This is a genomic window from Chitinophaga sp., from assembly GCF_039596155.1.
Classification (GTDB): domain Bacteria; phylum Bacteroidota; class Bacteroidia; order Chitinophagales; family Chitinophagaceae; genus Chitinophaga.
In genome coordinates, this window is record NZ_JBCNKF010000024.1 from 24,695 (window position 1) to 49,201 (window position 24,507).

Genomic DNA, 24,507 nt, shown 5'->3' on the forward strand with positions numbered 1-24,507 from the left:
ATGAAAAGATACTTCATTTATATAGGTCTGGCTGGTTTGTTAATGCAATCAGCTTCTTGTACCAAGAACTTCGAGGAAATCAATACGGACCCGACGCAAACAAGCGCAGATCTGTATAATCCGAACTACCTGCTCACGAGTGCGCAGCATGCTTTCAGCTCCCAGGGCTATAACATGTTCCTGTTCGAGGGATTCTGGACGCAGATCATGGCGTCTACGTCTTCCCTGACATCGAACTACCTGTCTAACGGCGACAAGTATGTAGCTACCAGCGGTACTTCCGATTATCAGGGCCGTATCTGGAATACAGACTATGGTGCTACCGACCAGTATTATACCGGTGCCGGTAACCTGGTTGCTGAAGCCATTGCTCTGACTAAAGATGATCCTACCAAAGTGAACGTGACTGCTACCTGTATGATCATGAAAGCCATGATCCTCCAGCAGGTAACAGATGTATATGGTGATGTGCCTTATTCCCAGGCATTCCAGGGTAAACAAGGTATTACTCAGCCTGCTTACGATACACAGGAGCAGATCTACACTTCTATCTTCAATGATCTGACCACCGCTATCGGTATGTTCGATGCCAGCAAAGCTGTAGCTAGCGGCGACCTTTACTATGGTGGCGATATCACTAAATGGAAAAAATTCGCTTACTCCCTGATGCTGCGTGCTGCGATGCGTCTTACCAAAGTATCACCTTCTACTGCACAGACATGGGCAGAGAAAGCTGTGGCGGGTGGCGTATTCACCAGCACTGCTGATGATGCTTACATCAACGTTCAGAACACCAATGGTCACGACAACGCACAGGCAAGAGTATATGGTACTGACCTGTATCAGACAAGATGGAGCAAAACGCTCATCGACTACCTGAAAGCCAGCAACGACCCAAGATTAGGCGTTGTATCCGAAGTGCCTCAGGCTGGTCTGGCTGCTAACAGCGCTACTACCGCAGGTAATACCAATGCTACTGACCAGCTGGGTTTACCAAATGGTTATGACCTGAACGGTGGTGCTACTGACGTAACCAAAGCGCCAAACTATGCTGGTTCTACCGGTACCGGTGCTGATGAAACTACGCTCGGTAAATATTCCCGCCCGGTGGCATCCGTATATACCAATCTGAACTCTCCCATCTTTGTGCTCACTTATGCACAAACTGAATTGCTGCTGGCGGAAGCTGCTGCAAGAGGTTGGAACGTAGGTGGTACTGCTGCTACTCACTATGCTGCTGGCGCTGTTGCTGGTATGACTTCCCTGGCTACCCTGGGATCTGCATTGACCATCTCCTCTGCTACTGCAACTACCTGGGTAGCTTTGCATCCGCTTGATATTACATCTACCGCTGCTTCCCTGAAGCAGATCAATGAGCAGTACTGGGCTACTACAGGTATCCAGTTCAACTACATCGAAACATGGTTCAACTGGCGTCGTTCCGGTTATCCTGTACTGACTCCTGTTGTATACTCAGGCAACTTCTCCGGCGGTCAGATTCCGAGAAGACAACTGTATCCTTTGACAGAAGCTACCCTGAATGGTGCAAACTATAAAACAGGCGTAAGTCATCTGTCAGGCGGTGATACCTGGACATCCCGTGTATGGTGGGATCCGGCTTCCTGATAATTTTTGTTCATGACTAGTTAGATACTGAAGAGTTAATGTGGCATACCGCTGCATTAACTCTTCAACTTTAAGAATGGGAACACTTGAAAACTATTTATCCATGCGTTATTCCACCTCCCTGCTGGCCCTCATGATGGCATCCTGCATCTCCACTGCCATCCATGCACAACAAAAGCTTTTCCAGCAGCTTCCTTCCAAATCTACCGGCATTAAGTTCTCTAACTCCCTCAATGAAACAGAAGGGTTGAACGTATTGCAGTATGAATACTTTTATAACGGTGCCGGTGTGGCCGTAGGTGACCTGAACAACGACGGATTACAGGACCTGTATTTCACTGCGAACATGCAACCCGGTGCACTCTACCAGAACATGGGCAACATGCAGTTCAAAGACATCACCAAAGATGCAGGCAAAGGTATCGGGGGCAAACCCGATAGCTGGAAGACCGGCGTTACCATGGCTGATGTAAACGGTGACGGACTACTCGATATCTATATCTGCTACTCCGGTAAGCGCGATGATGCTGCCCGCCGCAACCAGCTCTTTATCAACCAGGGCAATATGAAATTTGTGGAAAAAGCAAAGGAATATGGCCTCGACGATCCCGGTTACAGCACCAATGCTGTCTTCTTCGATTACGACAACGATGGAGACCTGGATATGTTCCTGCTCAACCACAGCACTAACAAGATTGATAACATGGAGTTTGCAAAATACAAGGCACTGACTGACTCCCTTGCCGGTAACAAACTCTATCGTAACGACAACAACCACTTCACTGACGTTACACTCAAAGCCGGTATCATTCAGAATCCACTCACCTTCGGTTTGGGTATCGCAGTGGCAGATATCAACAAGGATGGCTGGGAAGATATCTACGTGACCAACGACTACAACGAACCTGATTATCTATACATCAACAATCATGACGGTACGTTCAGCGAACGTACAAAAGAAACTTTCAAGCACCTGTCTCACTTCTCTATGGGAGTAGACATTGCTGACTATAACAACGACGGTTTACCGGATGTGCTGACACTCGATATGCTCCCTGAAGACAACAAACGCCAGAAATTGCTGCAGATGGAAGAAAGCTACGAGATGCACGACCTGATGAAGTCACAGGACCTCTATGAGCAGTATATGCGCAATATGCTGCAACTGAATAATGGTGATGGTACCTTTAGTGAGATCGGTCAGCTGGCCGGTGTATCTAATACCGACTGGAGCTGGTGTCCACTTTTTGCAGACTTTGACAACGATGGATATAAGGACCTCTTTGTGACCAATGGCTACCTGCGGGATTATACCAACAAGGATTTTCTGCGCTACTGGGGCGATTACAAGGTAAAGAAAGCGATGGAGCGTGAACCTATTAAGTTCATGGACCTGGTCACTGCCATGCCTGTCACTCCTTTGAAAAATTATATCTTCCGCAATAATCATGACCTCACCTTTGCCAATAAACAGCAGGAATGGGGCATTGATCAACCCGGCGTGTCCAGCGGAGCTGTGTATGCAGACCTGGATAACGACGGTGACCTCGATCTGGTGATCAACCGTATCAATGATCCGGCTGGCATCTACCAGAATATGACGAGAGAACAGCACAAGACCGCTTACCTCTCTTTCAAACTCAAAGGAGAAGATAAAAATACTCAGGCTATTGGCGCCAAAGTATATGTATATACTAACGGCATGCAGCAGTACCAGGAAGTAAACCCCGGCAAAGGCTATCTGGGTGCTGTATCTACCCAGTTGTTATTCGGCCTGGGAAATGCCGCTAAAGCTGATTCTGTACTGATTGTATGGCCCGGCAATAAAGAGCAGCGCCTGAAGGATGTGGCCGCGAACCAGTTATTGAAAGTTGAATACGCACCCAATGCTGCACTGCCTCCGGCTACTTTAATAAAACCTGTGTTCACCAAAACAGATGGCCTGCTTGACTACAAGCATGAAGAAATGCCTGCCAATGACTTCAAACGCCAGCTGCTCATGTTGTTCATGTATTCTAAAACAGGTCCTGTCATTGCTAAAGCCGATGTGAATAAAGATGGAAAAGAAGACCTGTATGTAAGTGGCAACGGTGAACTCCCCGGCCGTATTTATACACAGGCGGGCAACGGCAGCTTTGACATGAACAAAAGTATGAAGCTGGAAGATCCTGCAGAAAACTGTGTATCTGATGCTACCTTCTTTGATGCGAACGGCGACGGATACCCTGATCTGTACCTGGCCATGGGCGGTTACTTCAATTGCGATCCGAATACCCCGATGTTACAGGATCAGCTGTTCCTGAACAATGGAAAAGGTATCCTGGTAAAAGCCAGTGAAAACCTGCCTGATGTAAGCGCTAACAGCAAATCCTGTGTGCGCCCCTGTGATTTTGATAATGACGGGGATATTGATCTCTTTGTAGGCGGGCGTGTGATTCCGGGGCAATACCCGTTGTCACCGGTATCTTACCTGCTGATCAACAATGGTAAAGGGAAATTCACTGTAGCCGATGTGCCTTTTGCGAAAACAGGTATGATCACAGATGCCCAGTGGATCGACCTGGACAAGGATGGCCGCAAAGACCTGGTGGTGTGTGGAGAGATGATGCCACTGTCTGTATATATCAATAAGGCAGATGGCTTTAAAGACAAAACAGCCGATTATTTTGATCAGCCACAGCAAGGTTTCTGGTTTAGCCTGGCCGTAAAAGATGTGGACGGTGATGGCAACGATGATCTCATCGCCGGGAACCTGGGCCTGAATACACAGATCAAGGCCTCTGTAAAAGAACCGGTTGAACTGTATTACGCGGACTTCGATAAGAACGGTAATATTGATCCCTTCCTGAACTTCTATATCCAGGGCGTGAGTTATCCATATGTGAGCAGGGATGAACTGAATGACCAGATCTATCCGATGCGTAAGAAGTTCGCGTCTTACAAGAACTATTCTGATGCAACAATGAAAGATATCGTATCGCCCGATGATCTCGCAAAGGCCGGCAAGCTCACCGTCACTGAAACCCGCAGCGTATGTCTGCTGAACAGGAACGGAAAGTTTGTTGTATCTCCATTGCCAATGGAAGCACAGTTCTCAGTTGTCTCCAAAATCCTTACCGGCGACTTCAATGAAGACGGTAAGCCAGACCTGTTATTGCTGGGTAACCATTGCGACAACCGCCTGAAGCTGGGTAGTTTTGATGCCAGCTATGGTTGCCTGCTCAAAGGTGATGGGAAAGGCGGATTTGCTTATGTAGATCAGGCTGAAGCAGGTATTTGTATCAAAGGCGATGTTAAGTCCGCCAGCGAAATTGCCATCAACGGAAAGAACTTCGTGGTGGTAGGTGTTAATAACGAGGGTATCTCACTCTATAAAGAAAAGTAAATATGAAGAAACTCATCTTTGGGTTGTTACTCATTAGTCAGCTGGGACATGCACAACAGCAGTATGACAAGGCTCCCTTTACCGATTATATACAACCAGCCGTATTTTCTCTTTCAATGGTGATGATGCATGATGTGGTGAATCCGCCGGCTGCTACACGTTTTTACAGCTATGCAACATTGGCAGCTTACCAGATCATTGTAAAGCATAATGCTTCACTGCCAGGTGCAGCGGCTTTTATAAAATCTTATCCTGCTGTGAATGTACAGGATAGTGGCAGAACATACGATTACCGGGTAGCAGCGGTATATGCCATCCTGGAGGCAGGAAAGCAGTTACTACCATCCGGTTATATGCTCACAGAAGATGAGCAGAAGCTGATCGATCTGTATAAGAAGGACCAGGTACCTGATAGTATTATTAAGAATTCAGTTATGGTAGCCGAAGGAGTTGTAAAGCAAATTGTACAATGGTCGAAAGGAGACGGTTATGGTAAGCTGAGTACCTTACGCAGATATACACCCGTGAAGGGAGAGGGATACTGGTATCCGACTCCGCCCGCGTATATGGACGCAGTAGAACCTAACTGGCGTACCATCCGGCCGATGGTGATTGATAGTTGTACGCAATTCAAGCCTAAACCTATGGTGGCTTTCAGTAAAGACACTACCAGTGAATTTTACAAGCTCACCATGGAGGTATATAACTTCGGAAAGAATCCTACTAAAGAGGAAATGACCATTGCAGGTTTCTGGGATTGTAATCCTTTTGCAGTAAGCACCTATGGACACATGGCTATCGGATTCAAGAAAATTACGCCGGGTGGTCACTGGATGAATATTACAGGTATTGCCTGCCGCAAGGCAAAACTGGATTTTGATCATACCCTGCAGGCGCATATGCTGGCAGCCAATGTAATGATGGATGCGTTTATCAGTTGCTGGGATGCCAAGTACAGTACGAATCGTATTCGTCCGGAAACAGTTATTAATAAGTACATCGACGTGAAGTGGAAGCCCAATTTGCAGACGCCGCCATTCCCTGAGTATACCAGCGGTCACAGCGTCGTTTCTTCGGCTGTAGCTGTGATGCTGACTTACCTGTTTGGAGATAATTTCGAGTACACTGATAATTCAGAAGAGTTCTGGGAATTGACACCAAGGCATTTCACCTCTTTCTGGAATGCAGCGAAGGAAGCAGCAGTGTCCCGTATTTATGGTGGTATCCATTTTCGCGATTCAGTGGATAACGGCGTGGATCAGGGAACGCGTGTAGGCACCTTTGTCGTTGAGAAAATTAAGAAGGCGGGTATCGGGCCTTTGGCAAAAAATTAAGCACTTAAATTTTGCGGTAGCAAAATCCAGGAATACCCCTGTGAACATGTGTTCAGCAAATGCATGTTCACAAAGGTATTCCTGATGATGCCCCCCTTCACCTTTTCGATATTTATCAAACCCTTCTTATCTCTTTACTACCCCTGCCGTGACAGGTAAACAGTGTTGCTTATCTCCCTGACCTCCCAATGTCCATCACAAGTACCCCATAAAAGAACTCCTGCTCAAAAGTATCGCCACTGAATTTCTCCGCAACAAATCGCCCATTTACCTCAATTCATCCCTGAGAAGGTTAAACCGGTCCTTACATGGGCAGTCTTAAGTATAAACCAGTACAATTACATTTTTCTTTCACCAAAAATAAGAAGTATGCGAACAATCTATTTGCCTTTGACAGGCATTATGCTGGGTATGTTGTTATTTTCCTGCAGTAAGAAAGATGCTGGCACGACTTCTACAACAACAGATAGTACTGTGACTACTGATACTACTGCTACTGTGACCACAGATTGCAGTGCTGCTGCCAATACTACGGCCAGGGTGGTTTGCCTTGCGGAAGCTTTTGAGTCCACGCTTTCCAGTTCACAGCTTTCCTCTCTGGTCACGAGCTATTCCAGCACATATGCTATCAAATGGTCAAACTTACCGTGCGGTTCCAGTTGCCGGAACGGGTTGCAATATTCGTCACTTAGCAGTACGCAGCTGGCTGCTGCAAAAGCCGTCGTCGCAGCTGCGTCTGGTACTGCTGCTAATGAAGGGTATGACGAAATTACGCAGATTATAGCAGCAGATGATGTGCTGAATGCTGCGAGCAACAGCAGCAGTTATGGTTCCGGTATCTACTTTATCGCATTTGTGGGAACGCCATCTACTACCGGCACCTGGCAGTTACAATTTGGGGGGCATCACCTGGCTGTAAATATTACTTTCAGCGGCGGTGCCGTAATCGGAGCTACTCCAAGGTTTGAAGGAATAGAACCCAAAAGCTGGACATCCAATGGTACTACCTATGCGCCAATTGCACAGGAACAGGCAGCTATGTTAGCGATGTTGTCATCTCTCAGTTCATCACAGTTAGCCAGTGCATTGTTGACTACTAAATTCAGCGATGTGTTACTGGGCCCCAATGAAGATGGACAGTTTCCTGCTACGAAAGTTGGGTTAGCCGTTAGCAGCCTCTCTACTACACAGCAGGCCTTAGTACTGGCGGCAATGCAACCATGGGTGAATGATGCGGATAGTGCTACCGCTGCAAGTCTGCTCAGCACCTACAGCAGTGAGTTGAGCAGCACCTATATCGCTTACTCCGGCAATGCCACGTTGGCATCTAATGCGGACTATGTGCGAATCGATGGACCCAGTGTATGGATTGAGTTTGTATGCCAGACGGGCGTTGTATATCCTTCCCAGATACATTATCACAGCGTATACAGGGACCATAAAAGAGATTACGGCAATAGCTTTACCTTTTAATATTACTATATGCGATATTACCTTTTGCTCCTCATCTGCTGTGTATTTACACTGGATGCCAGGGCACATCCCATGCCGAACTCCATCATACTCCTGGATATTAAATCCAACGGAGTAGCTGCGGAGGTACAATTGCCAATCAGCGAACTGGAACTGGCGCTGGGGCACAAAGTAGTACCCGGCCCCGCGCTGCAGGCATATCTCCTGGAACATATACACCCGCAAAGCCTGGAAGGTAAACCATGGAGAGTAACGGTAAAGAACCTGTATATACAGCCTGGAGGGCAAACGTACACAGGGCCTTACAATGAAGTCATAGGTGAATTATGGATGGAACCTGTTGAGCAAACCTCCGTTCGTAATTTCAGTCTGCATTACGATGCGATTATTGCAGAAGTGAATTCTCACAAAGCGCTTGTATCTGTTCGTCAGGATTGGGAGCGGGGTAATTATGGAGAACAGACAACAGAAGTTGGTGTGATCAAACTGGACGTAAAGAGCGGTACCATAGCGCCATTGATAGTAAGCGAGGAGCAGGGAAGCCTTTGGTGGGGATTCAGGAGTATGGTGGCATTGGGTATGCAACATATTGCGGCAGGTACAGATCACCTGTTGTTCCTCCTCGTATTGTTACTACCTGCTCCACTGGTGGTGCGGCAACAACGCTGGGATGGTTATGGTGGTATAAAGTATTGCCTGATGAGATTAATACAGATCATAACAGCATTTACGATTGGCCATTCTATCACTTTGCTGCTGGGAGCTTTAGGATGGTTGCGATTGCCAGGGCAGCCGGTAGAAATACTGATCCCAGTATCTATCCTGGTATCGGCGGTTCATGCATTACGCCCCCTCTTCCCCGGCAGGGAATCATGGGTGGCAGCAGGTTTTGGACTTATACACGGAATGGCGTTTGCTGGTACACTTGCCAACTTACAACTGGATACCACAAGGATGGGACTGAGCATATTAGGGTTTAACGTAGGTATAGAATTAATGCAGCTGATCGTAATATTACTCGTAGTGCCCGGGTTGATATGGCTGAGCCGGATACCCACGTATAAGTATGTACGCGTAGCTGGTGCAATATTAGCCGGAATCGCAGCCACCGTCTGGCTTACTGAACGCATATAAATAAACTTCCGCTTTTGATCGTTAAAGAAGCGGAAGTTTATGTACTTTGAAAGTAAGACCAAAATCCAGCAATGAAATTATTACTCTTACTTTCCCTGTTTTCCAACTTACAACAGCAAGACACCACTATACTGAAGAATTTAGATAGCGTCACTGTTCATACCTATCGGATGAATAGTGCCAGCACCAGTCTGCCCGATGTATCAGGTACAATTATCTACGCCGGTAAACATACCAACCAGTTACAGTTAGATGGCAGTAAGGGGAACCTGGCACAGAATCTTGCCCGCCAGTTATTTGCACAGATTCCAGGTTTGCTTACCTGGGAAATGGATGGTGCAGGTACGCAGGTAAACATTGGTGTGCGGGGAACGGATGCTCATCGTTCCATTGAAATGAACATGCGTCAGAATGGTTATAATACGAATAGTGATCTCTTTGGATATCCTGAGAATCACTATTCATTGCCATTGCAGGCGGTACAATCTATCCAGATGGTACGTGGCGCTGCTGCCTTGCAATTCGGCCCGCAGTTTGGCGGTATGATGAATTATGTAATAAAACAGGGAGATAGTACCCGGCCTTTTGTGCTGGAGAGCGAGCAGACAATTGGCAGTAATAACCTGTTTAATTCTTATAATGCAATAGGAGGGACCAAAGGCAAACTGACCTACTATGCTTATTATGATTACCGGCACGGGGATGGCTGGAGAGACAACAGCCGCTTTGATTATCATGCTTATCACGCTAACCTGCAATACCGGCTGAATGATAAGGGAAGCCTCAGTTTCCAGTTCTCAGGAATGGATTATGTGCAGCAGATCGCAGGTGGATTGACAGATGCACAGTTTGCAGCAAGCGCTAAACAATCGTTCCGTAGCAGAAACTTCTTCCAACCCCGGATCTATATTCCGGCGCTCACATTCAAATATCAGTTCTCTGGAAATACAAAGCTGGAGATCACCTCCAATGCGTTGTCCGGAGAACGGAATAGTGTACAGTTTATCAACGCACCCAACGTGATGGATACGATCAATACCAGTCTCGGTACCTACAATCCAAGACAGGTGGACAGGGATTACTATACCGGCGTTACAGCAGAAGCCCGCCTGCTACATAACTATCGCATTGGTAAGGTACACAGTACATTGGCAGCAGGAATACGTTTTTCTACCAGCAAAACGAGGCGGAAACAGAAAGGAACAGGTACCACAGGAAGTGATTTTGACCTGCATCTCACCAAAGCATATGGCATAGACCTGCATCTCAACACTGAAAACTATGCGGCATATGCAGAGAACATTTTTCAGCTCACAAATCGATTTTCTGTTACACCTGGTGTAAGATATGAACGCATTAATACAGACCTGACAGGGGTGATTAATAATGGTAGTAGTGCGGTCAGCTACCAGGGTAATCGTCATTTCCCGCTGTTTGGAACAGGGCTGGAGTACAAGGTGAATAATTTTAGCCAGTTGTACGGCAACATATCACAGGCATACCGGCCTTATCTTTATGCCAGTGTTACACCGGCCGACAGGCTGGATCGGATAGACCCGAATCTGAAAGATACCAGGGGGTACGATATCGATTTGGGTTACAGGGGCCATGTTAGTGACCTGGTCCGTTTTGATATAAATGTGTTCTATGTATATTATGGTAACAGGATCGGTCTGATTACGTTCAAAGGAGATGATGCTGCCAGTCACTTACTGACAACCAACGTGGGCAATGCCTCCAATAAAGGTGTAGAAGCATATCTGGAATGTTCATTGTCCAGGTTATTTCATGTAGTGCGCGGTGTAAATGATGTACGTATTTTCAATTCCCTGGCTTATCAGCATGGTCGTTATAATAGTACAACTATCAACAATGCAGGTGTGAATACAGACATCAGGGGAAAGATGATAGAGAATACACCGGATTGGATCAATAAAACGGGGATTACTTTCCTGCACAAAGGCCTCTCTACGGGTATCCTGTTCAGTTACAATAGTAAAAGCTACAATGATGCACTCAATACAGCACATAGTAGCACCGGTGTCACGGGCCTTATACCTGGCTGGAACGTATTTGACTGGAGCTTTAACTGGCAGCTGGTCAAAGGGTATCATTTCTCCGCAGGTGTGAATAACCTGACGAATGAACATTATTTCAACCGCAGGATTACAATGTATCCGGGACCAGGTATTTTACCTGCTGATGGCAGAACGTTTTATATTACTGCAGGAATCAGCATTTAAACGATCGACGTAGCAAAACGGATCGATTGTAGTTGATTGCATGCCCTGCTGCCGGCAAGGCTTTCGAAAAGCATACCTGGGATTCTGGCGCATGCAAAAACCCCCAGGTGTGCTTTGATATCAAACCTTAATAGCCTGTTTCCGCCTTCCTTCCAGTATCCTGTAAAACGATCTCGTCCTGATCTCTTCCATTGTCAGGCCAGTAGCCAACACTTCCTCCTCCGATACCGCCCCGCAGTTAATCGCTTTCAGAAAGAAGTTTAACAATCCCTGTCCCGTTGCCGCATCGTCAAAGATGTCTTTCGTCAATGTGGATATTGCTGCCCGTTCCACAAACGTTTTCAACCTGAACAATGCGTCGTCATAATTACTGAGAAAGAAATGATAAGTGGCGGCATATCGCATCGGCAACTGTGCGGGGTTCAAATCCCATCCCTGGTAAAACCCGTTGATCAGTGAATGCATGGTATGATGATAGCCTGTCCGCCATGCCCGGTGCACATGCTCCCTGTTCTCTTCCAGTTCTGCATAAGATAAATGATCACCTTTGTGCAAAGCCACTGGTATTACATTAGTAGCACCGTCAGATAAGAATATCCCGGTCCCGCCCAATGCCACCTTTGTCATATGATGTGCAAAGTCGCATACCGGATGTGCCATGGTCTGATACTTTGCGGTAATGCCACAGGATGCAGTATAGTCATACGTGCCAAAATGTGCAGCAATACAACGTCCTTCGCTGGCCCTGATGATGCGCATCAGGGGATTGCGTCCTTCCTCATCCATAATGATCTGTGTCGCTTCCACCATCGTTTCCATTTGCAAAGTACCGGGGCGCAGCTGGTATACCTTTTCCAGTACTTCAAAGAACCGGACTAAGGTACTCACCTGTTCCGGGATGGTTACCTTCGGCAGCATCACCACAAAATGAGCAGGCAGTACCCCGTTTGTATGTTGTAATAAGGTCGTTAAAAACAGGTCGAGCGTGCGTACACTTCTATGCTTCAGGTCTTCTGTAAAAGGTTTGATACGTATCCCGATAAACGGAGAGATGGTCTCTGCCTGCATACCTTTAGCCAGTTCAATGGCAGCAGCGATAGCTGTAGCATCTTCCTCGTGGTCAGGCCTGTTACCGAAGCCATCTTCAAAATCGATTCTGAAATCCTCCACGGGTTCAGTCTGCAGTTTACGGATGATCCGGTGATAAATAATTTCGGATAAACGATCGTCCTTCCACTCGAGTGCATTGGCCAGCACGGTACTATCCGGTGCATAGCTATGGAAATGATGCAGGGCAATTTCGCCCATTCTGATACAGGTATCAGCTTTGAATAAGTTAGCACCGCCATACACGGTATGAACGGGCTGGCGGTCAGGTTTATCGCCGGGATAAGTATGTTGGAAGGCGACATTCGCTATTTTCAAAGTGCCTAGTAAGGCATGTTTGTCTGATTCGGGGATGGATGTTTGCATAGAATGATCAGTTTAAGAACCACGATAAGTGGAGTAACCAAATGGAGATAACAAAAGGGGCACATGATAATGTTCATGGCTGTTGACATAAAAAGCAATTTCTACAAAAGGGAAAAAGGTAGTGGTGAAATTGCGTTCAAAATATTCTTTCGTATTGAAATGAAGTTTGTATAATCCATGGTGGAGCAACGTATCAGCATGCAGCAGATCAGTAACCCGACCATCTGTGTTGGTGATACCGTTGGCTATTTCGATCCATTCTTTGTTGTCCAGTGCAAATAAAGTAACGGGTACATCACTGGCAGGGGTACCCAGGGAGGTGTCGAGTATATGTGTGGTTAGCTGGCTCATGAGAGTAATTTTTCAAGTCGTAAGTGTGTAATCTTACCTTGCTCTGCCATGGCGATCTTAATTTCTGCTGCCGGGGTATTATTCATTCTGTCTTTAAGCAGGGACAACATGTCCGTGGCGGATTTGCCGGTGGCGCATACGATGAAAATATAGCCAAACTTTTCTTCATAACGCATATTCAAAGCAGCCAGTTCTTCCAGTGTGGCAGTGGTGGCATTTACCACACCGGCCTGCTCCTGATGCATAGCAGGCCGGTCGCCAATGCGGGGATGATGACTAAATGCTTCCAGGCCATCAGCGGGCGAACAGGCCGCCCAATGCCTGTTCGCAGCATGTAGCAGGGCAGTTGTATCCGCCATTGGAAAATCAGCGATCATCCTTTCCACCCATTTATGAGCGCCACAACATTGTTGTAGAGCGGTATACAATTCCGGCTGGGGTAAATGATTGAGTGCTTCAAGTGTCATAGCTTAGCGGGCAACCTGTTGACATTTTTATAATAGATATACACGGCTGGTTCTTTGCCCATCGCTGTAAACCATTGCTGACAGTAGGGGGCCATCCAGATAGCATCTCCTTTTTTGACCGGGTACCACTGGTGATCCAGCATATATACGCCCTGTCCCTGCAGGTATAACAGGCCATGTTCCATAACATGCGTTTCTACAAAAGGGAGATGACCACCGGGATCATATGTGAAGATATTGATCGCCATGTCAAAAGACAGGTCTTCCGGCAGCAACACCTGGAGTCTTAAAGCGGGATCGCCTAAGAATGCAGGCCCGGGTACATTGGCACTATCCCCAAAAAGCAGCCGGGGTGTCGGATATCCTTCCAGCGGTTCGTACACCTTGTGGAAGGAAAGCAGCTTTGTGCCGGCACTGGCACTTTTCACCTGATAGTCTTCTCCCGGAGGAAAGTATACGAACTGGCCGGCGTTGAGAACGGTTTCATTCACCATACATACGCCTTCTATGACGTAGAAGAAGATCTGTGAAGCACCTGTTTTGCCACTTACCACACCTTCCGCTTCCAGGGTGATGAGCGTCTGACAAAGCCCGGCGCCCATCTGTTCGCTAATGAGCACATTCGTTTTACAATTGGTCCATCCCGGTATCACGCTGTTCACATGACCATCGGGGCAAATGAGTGCATGATTACTTTTTACAACGGAACGGGTAAGTGCTGAAATCTCCATATGTTTATCAGATAAGTTGAAGAATAAAGTTCCGCGCGATCTGTAGGGCCGCTTCAATATCATCGGCCTCCACATCTTCCAGCGGGTGATGGCTGATGCCTTTAAAACACCGGACAAAGAGCATGCACACCGGGGCAATGGTTGAAATAGCTACAGCATCATGCCCGGCGCCACTCACGAGTTTTACAGTTTGAATATGGGTAGACTGAATGGCCTTCTCCAGCAATCCGGATAATAGCGGATCACAATGCACCGGAGCCGTTTCCTGTACAGGATGCCATTCAAGACGGATATTCCTGTTCGTACAGATGGCAGACAGCAATTGCGATAATTCCTGGTACCCCTGTTTCAACATAGCCGCATCAGCAGAGCGGAGGTCAAGACTGCACGACACTTCTCCGGGAATTACATTGGAGGCGCCATGCACTACCTGCAGGGTACCTACAGTAGCTACGACATGCTCTCTGTGTTGCAGGGCCCATTGTTCAATCGCCACGATACATGCAGCAGCACAACATAACGCATCCTGCCGCATCTCCATGGGCACTGTGCCTGCATGCCCGGCCATTCCTTTAAATACAAGCTGACTACGTTGCTGGCCGGCGATCGCCGTCACGATGGCTGCCGGAATATGTTTTTCATATAAAACGGGTCCTTGTTCAATATGTATTTCGAAATATCCCAGCCATGCCGCTGCCGGGATACTGTCATTTTTGAGCTGATCAGTACATCCGCCTATCAGGTGAATTGCCTCCTCCAGGGTAATGCCTGCAGCATCTTTTAATGCCAGCAGCTGTGGATCAAAAGTGCCTGCTAATACTTTACTACCGAGGTAAGTGGTATGATATCGTACCCCTTCTTCATCACAAAAAGCCACCACTTCAATATGAAATGGTAAATCAATTGTAATGCCAATCACCGCATCCAATGCCATGAGTATCCCTAATGGTCCATCGAACCTGCCGGCATTTGTCACTGTATCAAAATGGGAACCTAATACCAATGTACGCGCATGTGGATTTTTTGAAACCAGCCGGCCCCGTACATTGCCGATATTGTCGATATAAGTAATTAACCCGGCCTCCCGCATCCACCCAGATATCAGCTGAGTGGCCCTGATAAAAGCCATAGAGCCAAAGGTGCGGGTCAGGCAATGGCTATCTTCACTAATAGTGGCCAGTTCCTGAATGCGTGCAAATATGGTGGCTGTACTCATGAACGTAAAATGTTTTCGCCCTGTGGGGGAGCAGTGTATATACCTTCATCATAGACCTTTATCCCTTTGAGGTAGGTTTGCAGCACTACCCCATCCAGCGTTTCATCAGCATACGGTGTAATGGGGTGTTTATGTTGCAGGTTTGCCGGAATCACTTTGAAAGATTGTTCGGGATTCCAGATTACGAGATCGGCATCATAGCCTTTGGCAATTTTTCCTTTGTATGTGTGTGTGCCGGTTAATAGCGTAGGAGCGGTACAAAGCCACTGTACAATTTGTGTCAGGGGTACCTGTCTTTTTTGAGCCGCCGTCCATAAAGCGGGCAAAGCGAGTTGTAATGAAGAGATCCCTCCCCACGATGTCAGGTAATCTCCCTGCTTCATATCCCCCGGGCTGGGAGAGTGGTCGGTTGCTACCATGTCAATAATACCCGATTTTAAGGCTTGCCAGAGCTGTTCATTGTTTTCCTGTTCTCTTATGGGCGGTGCACATTTAAAGGCCATATTGCCGTCCGGAATGTGCTCAGCGTCGAAATACAGGTAATGCTGCGCTGTCTCCACTGTCAGCGGCAGTCCCCGGGCCTTTGCCCGGATGATCTGTGGCAGTGCGGAAGCGGCTGAAAGATGTACAATATGCACCCGGCAATTGTAGGTTTCGCAAAGGCGGATTATCAGTGCTATCGCGTTTTCCTCCCATGCCGCGGGGCGTGAAGCGAGGTAGGCGGAATAGGTACCGGCTACGGATGCCGGCACAGGGGTGGACAATTCACAATGCACTAACAACGGCAGGCCATGTTTTGCAATGATCGGCATCGCTTTTTTCAGATCCTCGACGGTAACATTGGGAAAGTCATCAATGCCGGAATGGGTTAAGAAAGCCTTGAACCCCAGCACGCCTCTTTCAATCAGGGGTTCCAGCTCGCTGACATTGCCTGGTACAACACCTCCCCAGTATCCACAATTGGTATACAGGTTGGCAGATCTGATCTTTTGTTCCAGTGCGGCAACAGTGGTGGTAACGGGGTGTGCATTCAGGGGCATATCTACCAGGGTCGTGATACCACTGGCCAGCGCAGCACGGGTCGCCGTGGTAAATCCTTCCCAGTCCGTTCGCCCGGGTTCATTGATATGTACATGCGGATCTGTGATGCCGGGCATCAATACATGGTCGTGAATGTCAATTATTTTCTTAACAATATCGCCGGGTATAACATTGACAACATCTGCAATCAATCCATCTTTGATCAGTACCACGGCCGGTTGAATACCATCGGGAGTAATAATGCGGCTCCCTTTTATAGCCAGGTCAAACATAAATAAGTTCTTATTTAAAAATAGGCATTTAATTTTTTAAATTAGAGAAGTAAATGTTAACCATCATGATCAAACTAGGCGAAAACTCATATGGCAAAAATGCCGTGCAGTTGTCCAAAATCATCCGTCATCCGGACTACCACGAATTCAGGCAGATCACTGTCAACGTTTCCCTGCAGGGTGATTTTGAAACCGCTCACACATTGGGAGATAATACGAAGATCCTGCCTACGGACACACAAAAGAACACAGTGTATGCCCTTGCCAAAGACCACTTTACTACCAGCATTGAAGCCTTTGCCCTGCACCTGGCGGAGCATTTTGTGCACACCCAGCAACAGGTAGCCACAGCTACTATAGAAATCGCAGAAGCTGCATGGTCACGCATGACACCTCATGCCTACATCAGCGGCGGGACAGAAAAACGCACCACTAAAGTTGTCTACAATGCAGCTGCAACGACTATTACCAGTGGTATCACTGATCTGCTCATTCTCAAAACAACAGATTCCGGTTTTGAGCATTTTGTCAAAGACCCGTATACTACTTTAAAACCAGCCAGCGACCGCATTCTTGCGACACAATGTGAAGCCAGCTGGATCTACAACGGTGCCTTAAAAGATTACACAGGGATGTTCGATCATATCAGGGCAACCTTACTGGATACCTTTGCAGGACATAATAGTCTCTCTGTACAACAAACCCTGTATGCGATGGGAGAGGCGGTACTCCGGTCCTACCCGGAAGTGAAGGAGATCACCCTGAAAATGCCTAACAAACACCATATTCTTTTCAACCTGGAGCAATTTGGTATGAGCAATCAAAATGAGATCTTCATTGCAACAGACGAGCCTTATGGGTATATTACAGGCACTGTGATCCGGGAATAGCTGGCTGCAGCTGATCATAACCGGGGCCTACATCACCCGGTAGTAAAACCACTGCTATCCCTGGTTTTACCTCCTGCTCCCACATTAGCAGCTGGGCGTATTCCGCTCCCTGATTATTTCTGCTGCAATACTGACCGCAATTTCTTCCGGGGTCTGACTATTGATTGGTATCCCAACAGGAGCATGGATCCTTTGCAATAACTGTGGAGAGACCCCTTCAGCCTTGTATCTTTCAAACAACTGTGTGACCTTGGCCTGGCTGCCCAGCATACCCAGGTACCTGAATTGTTTATGCAGCAGTGCCCTGATGACAATATCATCACTGCGATATCCCATGGTCATTACAACTACATAGTGATGGTGTCCCTCGGGTATGATGTCTTTCAATTGACAGTAATCTTCCACCACCACTTTTTCGTGCGCATATTCATTTCCCTCGAATGTATTCAGCTGCGGCCTGTTGTCGTATACATGAATATAAAAATCCAGTGTGGCCATGATCCTGGAAAAAGCTAAAGAACAATGTCCGCCACCCACCAGGTATAAGTGATCTCTGTAACCCAGTCGTTCAGTATATACCCAGTCATCCACCGATTGCATGCTGAACCCGGTATGCCCTGGCGCTGTAATGAATTGTAGTCCTGCAGGTGATAGCTGCAATGCGCCATTGCGGGAATCAGCAAGGCAGGTGATGATCTGTTGAATCAACTGTGCATCATGCGATCGTACGCGGTACAGCAGGATCGTTTGTTCTCCTGAGCAGATCATCCCACTTTGATCTGCCGGACTGCTTTTATCGTGGACCTGTCTGCGTACCGCAGCGATGGTTGCTTCCTGCAGGAGTTGTTCCCGCGCCATCTCTACAAATTTGAATTCCATGATTCCACCGCCGATAGAGCCCGCGATGTTGCCCACAGCATTTACTGCCATGAAAAATCCCTGTCTGCCCGGACTGCTCCCGGCACTTTGTAATACATATAACAACATGACGGGGATACCTTGTTGCAAACTTTGGCTAATCAATTCCCAGGTGACTAACTTTTTCTTCATGTGCAGGTTTGCTTTCAGCAGATTGTTTGGAATACAACGCCATCAATACTCTCTCGGGTGTCATGGGGGCAGTAAATGGAATGGCGGCATCCGGGTGAAATGCCAGTATTGCATCCCGCAGGGCAAACCAGGCACCTATACCGTACATAAGCGGTGGCTCTCCTACTGCTTTGGAGCGGAAGATGGCCAGGTTATCATGGTCAGTATGTAAATGATCAATAAGGATTTCTTTGGGTGCTGCATAGATGTCGGGTACCTTGTACGTAGAGAGTGCATTGGATAATAATCTGCCCTGTTGGTTGTAGATCACTTCCTCCAGGGTCATCCAACCTATTCCCTGTACAATCCCTCCTTCAATTTGCCCCCTGTCAATGTCGGGATTCATGCTGATGCCAAAGTCATGCACGACTTTCACACTGTCTGTTTCGTAGGTACCACGCAGGCAATCAACTGTCACTTCAATGATAGCGGTACCGTATACATGATAGGAAAATGGATGTCCTTTGCCGGTTTCGTTATCATAATGAATGGATGGTGTTGCATAGTGACCATTTTCAGAAAGGGATACTCTTTGTACAAAGGCGGTGTTGACAAGGCGCAGCCAGTTCCATTCAGTAGGTGTGCCATTGAATAAGACCACTTCATTTTCAATTGTTAAATTTTCCGCAGCAGTACCCAGATCTTTTGCAGCCAGCGCCAGCAGTCTTTCCAGCAGTGTTTTGCAGGCCGTCCAGGTGGCTTTGCCATTCAGGTCGGCAGTGGCACTCGCGGCAGAGGGCGAGGTATTGGCGACTGTATAGGTACTGGTGGCGTTTATTTTCACCCGCTCAACAGCGATGCCCAATGTCCGGGCTGCTACCTGCAGGATTTTTGTATTCACGCCCTGTCCCATTTCCACAGCGCCGGTACTGATGCCTACACTACCATCACTGTAGATGTGTACAAGTGAGCGCGCGTTGTTCATCAGGGTATTGGTAAAAGAAATACCAAAACAGATCGGCATCACTGCCATTCCTTTTTTAAGGAGAAGGTGTTCCGTGTTAAAAGTATGGATAGCGGCCCGCATATTATCCAGGTCATACAATGACACTGCCTTATCCCAGCAGGCAATGGCTTCACTCTGGGCCAGTTGCCCATAGGGAAATGCCTCGTTTGTCCGGATTAAATTCGCTCGTTGAATCAGTGTTTTGTCAATATGCAAACCTGCGGCAGCAGCTGCAATAGCGGCTTCTATTACATACATACCCTGTGGCCCGCCAAAACCCCTGAAGGCCGTATTCGGGGGTAAATGTGTACGGCAACTAAATGCAGTCGCTGTTACGTTGGGTATATAGTAGGCATTGGTACAATGGAATAGAGTTCTCTGGAGTACGGCAGGAGAGAGGTCTGCGCTTGCACCGGCATTCTGAAAGAAGGTGACTTCGTATGCCAGTATTTTCAACGCATCATCCAGCCCTATTTTGAAATCGGCCATATAAGGGTGACGCTTACCGGTCATGGCCATATCCTCCATTCTATGCAAGGCATATTTTACCGGTTTATTCAGCACATGTGCTGCCAGTGCACACAGGGCGGCCCAGGTATTTGCCTGGTCTTCCTTGCCACCGAACCCGCCACCGAGACGGGTTACCACTACTTCCAACCGGTGCATGGGAATACCTAATACCCGTGCAATTGTTCTCTGAACCGCTGTTGGCCCCTGTGTGGAAGAATACACCTTCAGGGATCCATGTTCCTGCGGCAGGGCATAGGCGCCCTGTGTTTCAATATAAAGATGTTCCTGCCCGTTGATGTCAATCTCACCCTGAAAGATATGGGTACACTGTGCCCATGCGGTTTCTGTATCGCCATGTACCACAGATTTCGGCGGCATGATCAGGGCTCCTTGTGCCTGGGCGATTCGTGGGTTGGTGATAACTTCCAGCGGGTCGATGATGGCCCGGATCTTTTTCACAGCAGCACTGGCGGCATCCCTGCTTTGTGCAACCACCAGCGCCAAAGGCATCCCTGCAAAGTGGATATGGTGGTCGGCGAACAGCGGTTCATCAGGGATGATACCGCCGATCTGGTTCTCGCCGGGAATATCTTTTGCGGTGAGTATCCTTACGACTCCCGGCATTTGCAAAGCCTCGGTAAGCTCCAGCTGGTGCAGGATACCATGTGCCACCGGAGAGCCATAGGCCGCGGCAAAGAGTGTGCCCTGCAGTATTGGTAAATCGTCCAGGTATACGGAGGTACCGGTGACGTGTGTATTGGAGTCTATGTTTTTCATCGGATCAGGATAGCTGTTTCCAGTTGTGGAAACAGGGTGATGAAATGAGCCTTGAACAATTGTGACAGTAATAATCGCTTGTAATCTGCTGTGCCCCTGGCATCGGAGATGGGGGTGACTTCCGTTTGCAGGAGAAAACCTGCTTCCCTGATCAGCGATTCAGTCAATAATTTCCCTGTCATGAACCGGGCTGTTTCTTTTAGCAGCAGGGGCACAGGTCCGACCCCTCCCGCAGCAATGCGGATATCTTCAATGATATCGTATTGCATGGTGATGCTGATGGCAGTATTTACGCTGGCGATATCGAGGTGCGTGCGCTTACTTACCTTTTCAAAGTTGAATAATGTATGCTGAGAAGGCAGATAAAACCAGAGTCGGGTGATGAATTCATCGGGCGACTTGTTCAGTTGTTTATAGCCTTTGAATAATTGTCGAAGGGGGAGTTCTCTTTCTTTTACCCCGTCACTGAGTACGAGGGTCGTATCGAGGGCCAGGAAGAAAATAGAAAGGTCCCCAATGGGAGAGGCGTTGATAAAATTGCCGGCAATGGTAGCCATGTTTCTGATCTGGGTGGAGCTGACTTTTTTCAGGTAGTTACTCAGATAAGGAAAGTAGGCCTGTAGTAAAGGGGATGCCATCAGGTCAGCGACGGTGGTTGCTGCACCAAGGATACATGTATTGCCTTCCTGCCGGATGCCTTTGAGGGCAGGTTGGTCATAGAGGAATCTCAAAGCCTTTTGTTTGAGGGTATCATGATGCTGCACATAGAGGTCGGTACCTCCGCCAATGGGTTGAGCGGCTACGTCCTGGGCAGGTTCGAGGGTACTGTGAAGTGCCTGCAACCTGTCAGGAATATTTATGAAGTAGTCAGGTAATATATGTGTATTGGCAGCATATTGAGCCGGTATGGTGCCGTTCCTGGGTTCCAGTATTTGTGCTACTCTGGCAGCCGCTCTTTCTATGGATTTATAGCCGGTGCAGCGGCAGATGTTTCCATCGATAGCGGCCATGGCGTTTGAGAGGGTAGCCGCTTTTTGGCTGAGGCAGAATCCCGTGAGGGACATGACAAAGCCGGGAGTACAGAAGCCGCATTGGGTGGCGGTGCATTCGTGCATGGCGGATTGAACGGCGGTCAGGGAGCCGGAGAGGTTGATCCCTTCGATGGTGACTACGTGTTTGCCTCTGACATTGCCCAGTGGGGTAAGGCAGGAGGTAAAGGAGGAGTAGTGCATGGCGCCGTTTTGGAGTTCGCCGATCAGTATGGTGCAGGCGCCGCAGTCGCCCTCATTGCAGCCTGTTTTGGTACCGGGCAGGTGTTGGTGATAGCGGATGAAATCCAGCAGCAGCATACCTGGGGGGAGAGTGGTACCAATGTCGTCGTTATTGAGAATGAAGCGTAGCAATGGGGAATGCGGGTTTATTGGAAGATAATAAAAATCTGCCAGAAAAGCAATCCTTATTGCTCAGTTACAGCCAAATAGCTTCATTTCTCCAGTTTTCAGTAAATCCCATATGCTCACAGTCAATTTCAGGATGGCTATTTATAAGTTGTAGTAGGTTAGACTTAAACTTTGAACCAGGTTGAATCTTATTAATCAAATGAAGAATACAACATACAGTTGCATATAGACTGTTAGGATCAATACTGTCAATATCATTTACGAATTGATGTTTTTTCCTTGACGGGAAGATGATTGTTTTTGCCGTGGATCTATATACAATTCTTCCATGGTGAGCACATCTGTTTCTCAACTGGTTAATACAATGAAGCCAGTTATTAAGAATCGTATCAGGCAAATTAAATTTACTGCATATATTCAGTTTGATATCTCTGGCACCCAGGTGCTCAAACATTTTCGACATCCTGCCAAAAGAAATAATTTCCATTATCATCCAACATGGAGGTAGCGTTGGCGTATCATACGATCTTCTATAATGCTTGATAGCGGCTTCGTCAGCTTCTTTTACTTCGGATTCTATTGCGGACGAAAATTCATCAAAATCAAATTTTGGCAGAAAGCAGCTTCTACTCATATACCAATGTGCGCCAAAGCGCTGCGCCATCGAATTTGATAACACTGTCTTAAAAGACACTTCGATTGTTTCAATTGCATCAAATAGTATAAATTTTAAATCTCTATCAAACAAATAGAGGTCGATTACCTGACTAAATTTAGTATTGGGTATAAAGTTGCTTTTAGTAAAATCTTTGAACCTGTTTGTATAATGTTTGAGTCTGAAATAGCTAACATGTGACAACCAATGGGCTAAATCATCTACAGGTTCAATATTGAGTCCTTTCTCCTGAAGTAGCTGAATTTGCTCCTCAATCGAAAGAGGTGGTGCTGTAAAAACGTTCATAAGAAATAAAAACTTTGCCTGTAAGAATTTTTGGGGGTAAATGGCCAGGCTGCGACGTGGACTTAAAATAAAATAGCCTGCCAAATTTGCCCTTGCAAGCAGAGGGGTGGCAGACTGTGTTGTTACAAATTTACCGAAAAATCCCTTGAATGTAAAAATATCTCAATCACTTTTTTTGAGGTGTCGCTTCCAATAACGAATTAGGTTATCTCCCGGCTTCGCCCCTTCTTCGCCTCCAATAGCTCACTAAAAGGTCACTAAAAGGGCACCTCTATATCTCCGGGATATTGAAGTGATATTCAAGTGCCCTTTTAGTGCCCTATCTGTACCCTTTTAATATCGAATTTTCACTATCATTATACTATGAAGTCTGCATTCCTTTTCATTGTCTCCCTCCTGTACATCACAGCGGGTTTCTCCCAGAAGATCCTCGCCTTCTACACCGCCAGGGAAGACCAGGCCCACATCAGCTTTGTCCACGAAGCCAACAGATGGTTCCCTGCCACCTTTTCCAGGTACAACTGGACCTACGACTCGACCAGCGACTGGTCTAAATGCAACCCGGATACTTTAGCTAAGTACAACGTCATCCTCTTCCTGGACACCCGTCCTGAAGCTCCCGCTCAAAGAGCCGCCTTTCAGCATTATATGGAACATGGCGGTGCCTGGATGGGATTTCACTTTTCCGCCTTCGCGCTGACACCTTCTGCCTACAACCAGGATTGGGACTGGTACCACAATACCTTCCTGGGGTCAGGATCGTATGGCAGCAATACCTGGCGGCCAACTTCCGCCGTTTTAAGGGTAGAAAACAAACAGCATGCAATCGTTCACGACCTGCCGGATACCTTCCGGTCAGCGCCTAATGAATGGTATAGATGGTCAAACGACCTCAGGAAGAACAGGGATATCACCATCTTATTGTCAATTGACCCCGCCAGTTTTCCACTGGGTACCGGCCCTAAACCCAGCGAAATATGGCATAGTGGCTACTATCCGGTAGCCTGGACCAATCGGCACTATAAAATGGTTTATGTAAATATGGGGCATAATGATATTGATTATGAGCATGGTACCAATAAGGAATTGTCTTATACTTTCTCAAACCCTGACCAGAACAGGTTTATAATCAACTCTCTGTTTTACTTAATAAATTCAAGTAGAATATTACCCTAATTATGACAATTT

General features: G+C 47.2%; 18 protein-coding genes. 8 read left to right on the forward strand and 10 right to left on the reverse strand.

Annotated elements, in window-relative coordinates; all coding sequences use genetic code 11:
- From ABDW33_RS21565 to ABDW33_RS21590, 6 genes are all read left to right on the forward strand, one after another.
- A complete protein-coding gene (locus ABDW33_RS21565) occupies positions 1–1,626 on the forward strand; it encodes a SusD/RagB family nutrient-binding outer membrane lipoprotein (RefSeq protein WP_343692173.1) in 1,626 nt (541 codons plus the stop codon).
- Positions 1,627–1,729: 103 nt separating this feature from the next.
- Positions 1,730–5,011 carry a VCBS repeat-containing protein gene (locus ABDW33_RS21570; protein WP_343692174.1) on the forward strand — a complete coding sequence of 1,094 codons (3,282 nt, stop codon included), beginning with the start codon at positions 1,730–1,732 and terminating at the stop codon, positions 5,009–5,011.
- Between the two features lie 2 nt (positions 5,012–5,013).
- Positions 5,014–6,345, forward strand: coding sequence for a vanadium-dependent haloperoxidase (locus ABDW33_RS21575; RefSeq protein WP_343692175.1), 1,332 nt, complete (start codon positions 5,014–5,016; stop codon positions 6,343–6,345).
- A 369-nt stretch (positions 6,346–6,714) separates the two neighbouring features.
- A complete protein-coding gene (locus ABDW33_RS21580) occupies positions 6,715–7,818 on the forward strand; it encodes a DUF3500 domain-containing protein (RefSeq protein WP_343692176.1) in 1,104 nt (367 codons plus the stop codon).
- Between the two features lie 9 nt (positions 7,819–7,827).
- On the forward strand, positions 7,828–8,952 hold the full coding sequence (locus ABDW33_RS21585) for a HupE/UreJ family protein (RefSeq protein WP_343692177.1): 1,125 nt from the start codon (positions 7,828–7,830) through the stop codon (positions 8,950–8,952).
- A gap of 71 nt (positions 8,953–9,023) precedes the next feature.
- On the forward strand, positions 9,024–11,195 hold the full coding sequence (locus ABDW33_RS21590) for a TonB-dependent receptor (RefSeq protein ID WP_343692178.1): 2,172 nt from the start codon (positions 9,024–9,026) through the stop codon (positions 11,193–11,195).
- Between the two features lie 120 nt (positions 11,196–11,315).
- Here the strand turns inward: ABDW33_RS21590 and ABDW33_RS21595 are convergent, their stop codons facing one another.
- Genes ABDW33_RS21595 through allB form a run of 6 tightly spaced genes read right to left on the reverse strand, consistent with a single transcriptional unit; the run spans position 11,316 to position 16,746 of the window.
- Positions 11,316–12,668, reverse strand: a complete 1,353-nt coding sequence (locus tag ABDW33_RS21595; protein ID WP_343692179.1) for a phosphoenolpyruvate kinase — start codon at positions 12,666–12,668, stop codon at positions 11,316–11,318.
- Positions 12,669–12,680: 12 nt separating this feature from the next.
- The gene (gene uraH, locus ABDW33_RS21600) at positions 12,681–13,019 is read right to left on the reverse strand and encodes a hydroxyisourate hydrolase (protein ID WP_343692180.1); all 339 of its coding nucleotides are present in this window, start codon (positions 13,017–13,019) and stop codon (positions 12,681–12,683) included.
- The gene (gene uraD / locus ABDW33_RS21605) at positions 13,016–13,486 is read right to left on the reverse strand and encodes a 2-oxo-4-hydroxy-4-carboxy-5-ureidoimidazoline decarboxylase (RefSeq protein ID WP_343692181.1); all 471 of its coding nucleotides are present in this window, start codon (positions 13,484–13,486) and stop codon (positions 13,016–13,018) included. The genes uraH and uraD overlap by 4 nt, the downstream gene beginning before the upstream one ends.
- A complete protein-coding gene (allE, locus tag ABDW33_RS21610; protein WP_343692182.1) occupies positions 13,483–14,217 on the reverse strand; it encodes a (S)-ureidoglycine aminohydrolase in 735 nt (244 codons plus the stop codon). Before allE ends, uraD begins: the two co-directional genes overlap by 4 nt.
- Positions 14,218–14,224: 7 nt before the next feature.
- Entirely contained in the window at positions 14,225–15,433 is a 1,209-nt protein-coding gene (locus tag ABDW33_RS21615; RefSeq protein ID WP_343692183.1) for an allantoate amidohydrolase, read from the reverse strand.
- The gene (gene allB, locus ABDW33_RS21620) at positions 15,430–16,746 is read right to left on the reverse strand and encodes an allantoinase AllB (RefSeq protein WP_343692184.1); all 1,317 of its coding nucleotides are present in this window, start codon (positions 16,744–16,746) and stop codon (positions 15,430–15,432) included. Before allB ends, ABDW33_RS21615 begins: the two co-directional genes overlap by 4 nt.
- A gap of 65 nt (positions 16,747–16,811) precedes the next feature.
- On the opposite strand from allB, the gene pucL reads away from it, so the two are divergent.
- Positions 16,812–17,636 (forward strand): factor-independent urate hydroxylase, encoded by an 825-nt coding sequence (gene pucL, locus ABDW33_RS21625; protein WP_343692185.1) that lies wholly within the window; start codon positions 16,812–16,814, stop codon positions 17,634–17,636.
- Between the two features lie 84 nt (positions 17,637–17,720).
- Here pucL and ABDW33_RS21630 read toward each other — a convergent pair whose 3' ends face one another.
- The 4 genes from ABDW33_RS21630 to ABDW33_RS21645 form a co-directional block, all read right to left on the reverse strand.
- The gene (locus tag ABDW33_RS21630; RefSeq protein WP_343692186.1) at positions 17,721–18,686 is read right to left on the reverse strand and encodes an XdhC family protein; all 966 of its coding nucleotides are present in this window, start codon (positions 18,684–18,686) and stop codon (positions 17,721–17,723) included.
- Positions 18,652–20,958: a molybdopterin cofactor-binding domain-containing protein gene (locus ABDW33_RS21635; RefSeq protein WP_343692187.1), complete on the reverse strand. Its 2,307-nt coding sequence runs from the start codon at positions 20,956–20,958 to the stop codon at positions 18,652–18,654. The genes ABDW33_RS21630 and ABDW33_RS21635 overlap by 35 nt, the downstream gene beginning before the upstream one ends.
- A complete protein-coding gene (locus tag ABDW33_RS21640; protein ID WP_343692252.1) occupies positions 20,955–22,307 on the reverse strand; it encodes an FAD binding domain-containing protein in 1,353 nt (450 codons plus the stop codon). Before ABDW33_RS21640 ends, ABDW33_RS21635 begins: the two co-directional genes overlap by 4 nt.
- Positions 22,308–22,425: 118 nt before the next feature.
- A complete protein-coding gene (locus tag ABDW33_RS21645) occupies positions 22,426–23,403 on the reverse strand; it encodes an Abi family protein (RefSeq protein WP_343692188.1) in 978 nt (325 codons plus the stop codon).
- Positions 23,404–23,682: 279 nt separating this feature from the next.
- Here ABDW33_RS21645 and ABDW33_RS21650 point away from each other — a divergent pair, with 279 nt between their 5' ends.
- Entirely contained in the window at positions 23,683–24,495 is an 813-nt protein-coding gene (locus ABDW33_RS21650) for a ThuA domain-containing protein (protein WP_343692189.1), read from the forward strand.
- The last annotated feature ends 12 nt before the right edge of the window (positions 24,496–24,507 follow it).

Excerpts from the sequence above, each read along its gene's own strand:
- ABDW33_RS21565 (WP_343692173.1), top strand. The coding sequence starts at position 1 with ATGAAAAGATACTTCATTTATATAGGTCTGGCTGGTTTGTTAATGCAA.
- ABDW33_RS21570 (WP_343692174.1), top strand. The coding sequence starts at position 1,730 with ATGCGTTATTCCACCTCCCTGCTGGCCCTCATGATGGCATCCTGCATC.
- ABDW33_RS21575 (WP_343692175.1), top strand. The coding sequence starts at position 5,014 with ATGAAGAAACTCATCTTTGGGTTGTTACTCATTAGTCAGCTGGGACAT.
- ABDW33_RS21580 (WP_343692176.1), top strand. The coding sequence starts at position 6,715 with ATGCGAACAATCTATTTGCCTTTGACAGGCATTATGCTGGGTATGTTG.
- ABDW33_RS21585 (WP_343692177.1), top strand. The coding sequence starts at position 7,828 with ATGCGATATTACCTTTTGCTCCTCATCTGCTGTGTATTTACACTGGAT.
- ABDW33_RS21590 (WP_343692178.1), top strand. The coding sequence starts at position 9,024 with ATGAAATTATTACTCTTACTTTCCCTGTTTTCCAACTTACAACAGCAA.
- ABDW33_RS21595 (WP_343692179.1), bottom strand. The coding sequence starts at position 12,668 with ATGCAAACATCCATCCCCGAATCAGACAAACATGCCTTACTAGGCACT.
- uraH (WP_343692180.1), bottom strand. The coding sequence starts at position 13,019 with ATGAGCCAGCTAACCACACATATACTCGACACCTCCCTGGGTACCCCT.
- uraD (WP_343692181.1), bottom strand. The coding sequence starts at position 13,486 with ATGACACTTGAAGCACTCAATCATTTACCCCAGCCGGAATTGTATACC.
- allE (WP_343692182.1), bottom strand. The coding sequence starts at position 14,217 with ATGGAGATTTCAGCACTTACCCGTTCCGTTGTAAAAAGTAATCATGCA.
- ABDW33_RS21615 (WP_343692183.1), bottom strand. The coding sequence starts at position 15,433 with ATGAGTACAGCCACCATATTTGCACGCATTCAGGAACTGGCCACTATT.
- allB (WP_343692184.1), bottom strand. The coding sequence starts at position 16,746 with ATGTTTGACCTGGCTATAAAAGGGAGCCGCATTATTACTCCCGATGGT.
- pucL (WP_343692185.1), top strand. The coding sequence starts at position 16,812 with ATGATCAAACTAGGCGAAAACTCATATGGCAAAAATGCCGTGCAGTTG.
- ABDW33_RS21630 (WP_343692186.1), bottom strand. The coding sequence starts at position 18,686 with ATGAAGAAAAAGTTAGTCACCTGGGAATTGATTAGCCAAAGTTTGCAA.
- ABDW33_RS21635 (WP_343692187.1), bottom strand. The coding sequence starts at position 20,958 with ATGAAAAACATAGACTCCAATACACACGTCACCGGTACCTCCGTATAC.
- ABDW33_RS21640 (WP_343692252.1), bottom strand. The coding sequence starts at position 22,307 with ATGCTGCTGCTGGATTTCATCCGCTATCACCAACACCTGCCCGGTACC.
- ABDW33_RS21650 (WP_343692189.1), top strand. The coding sequence starts at position 23,683 with ATGAAGTCTGCATTCCTTTTCATTGTCTCCCTCCTGTACATCACAGCG.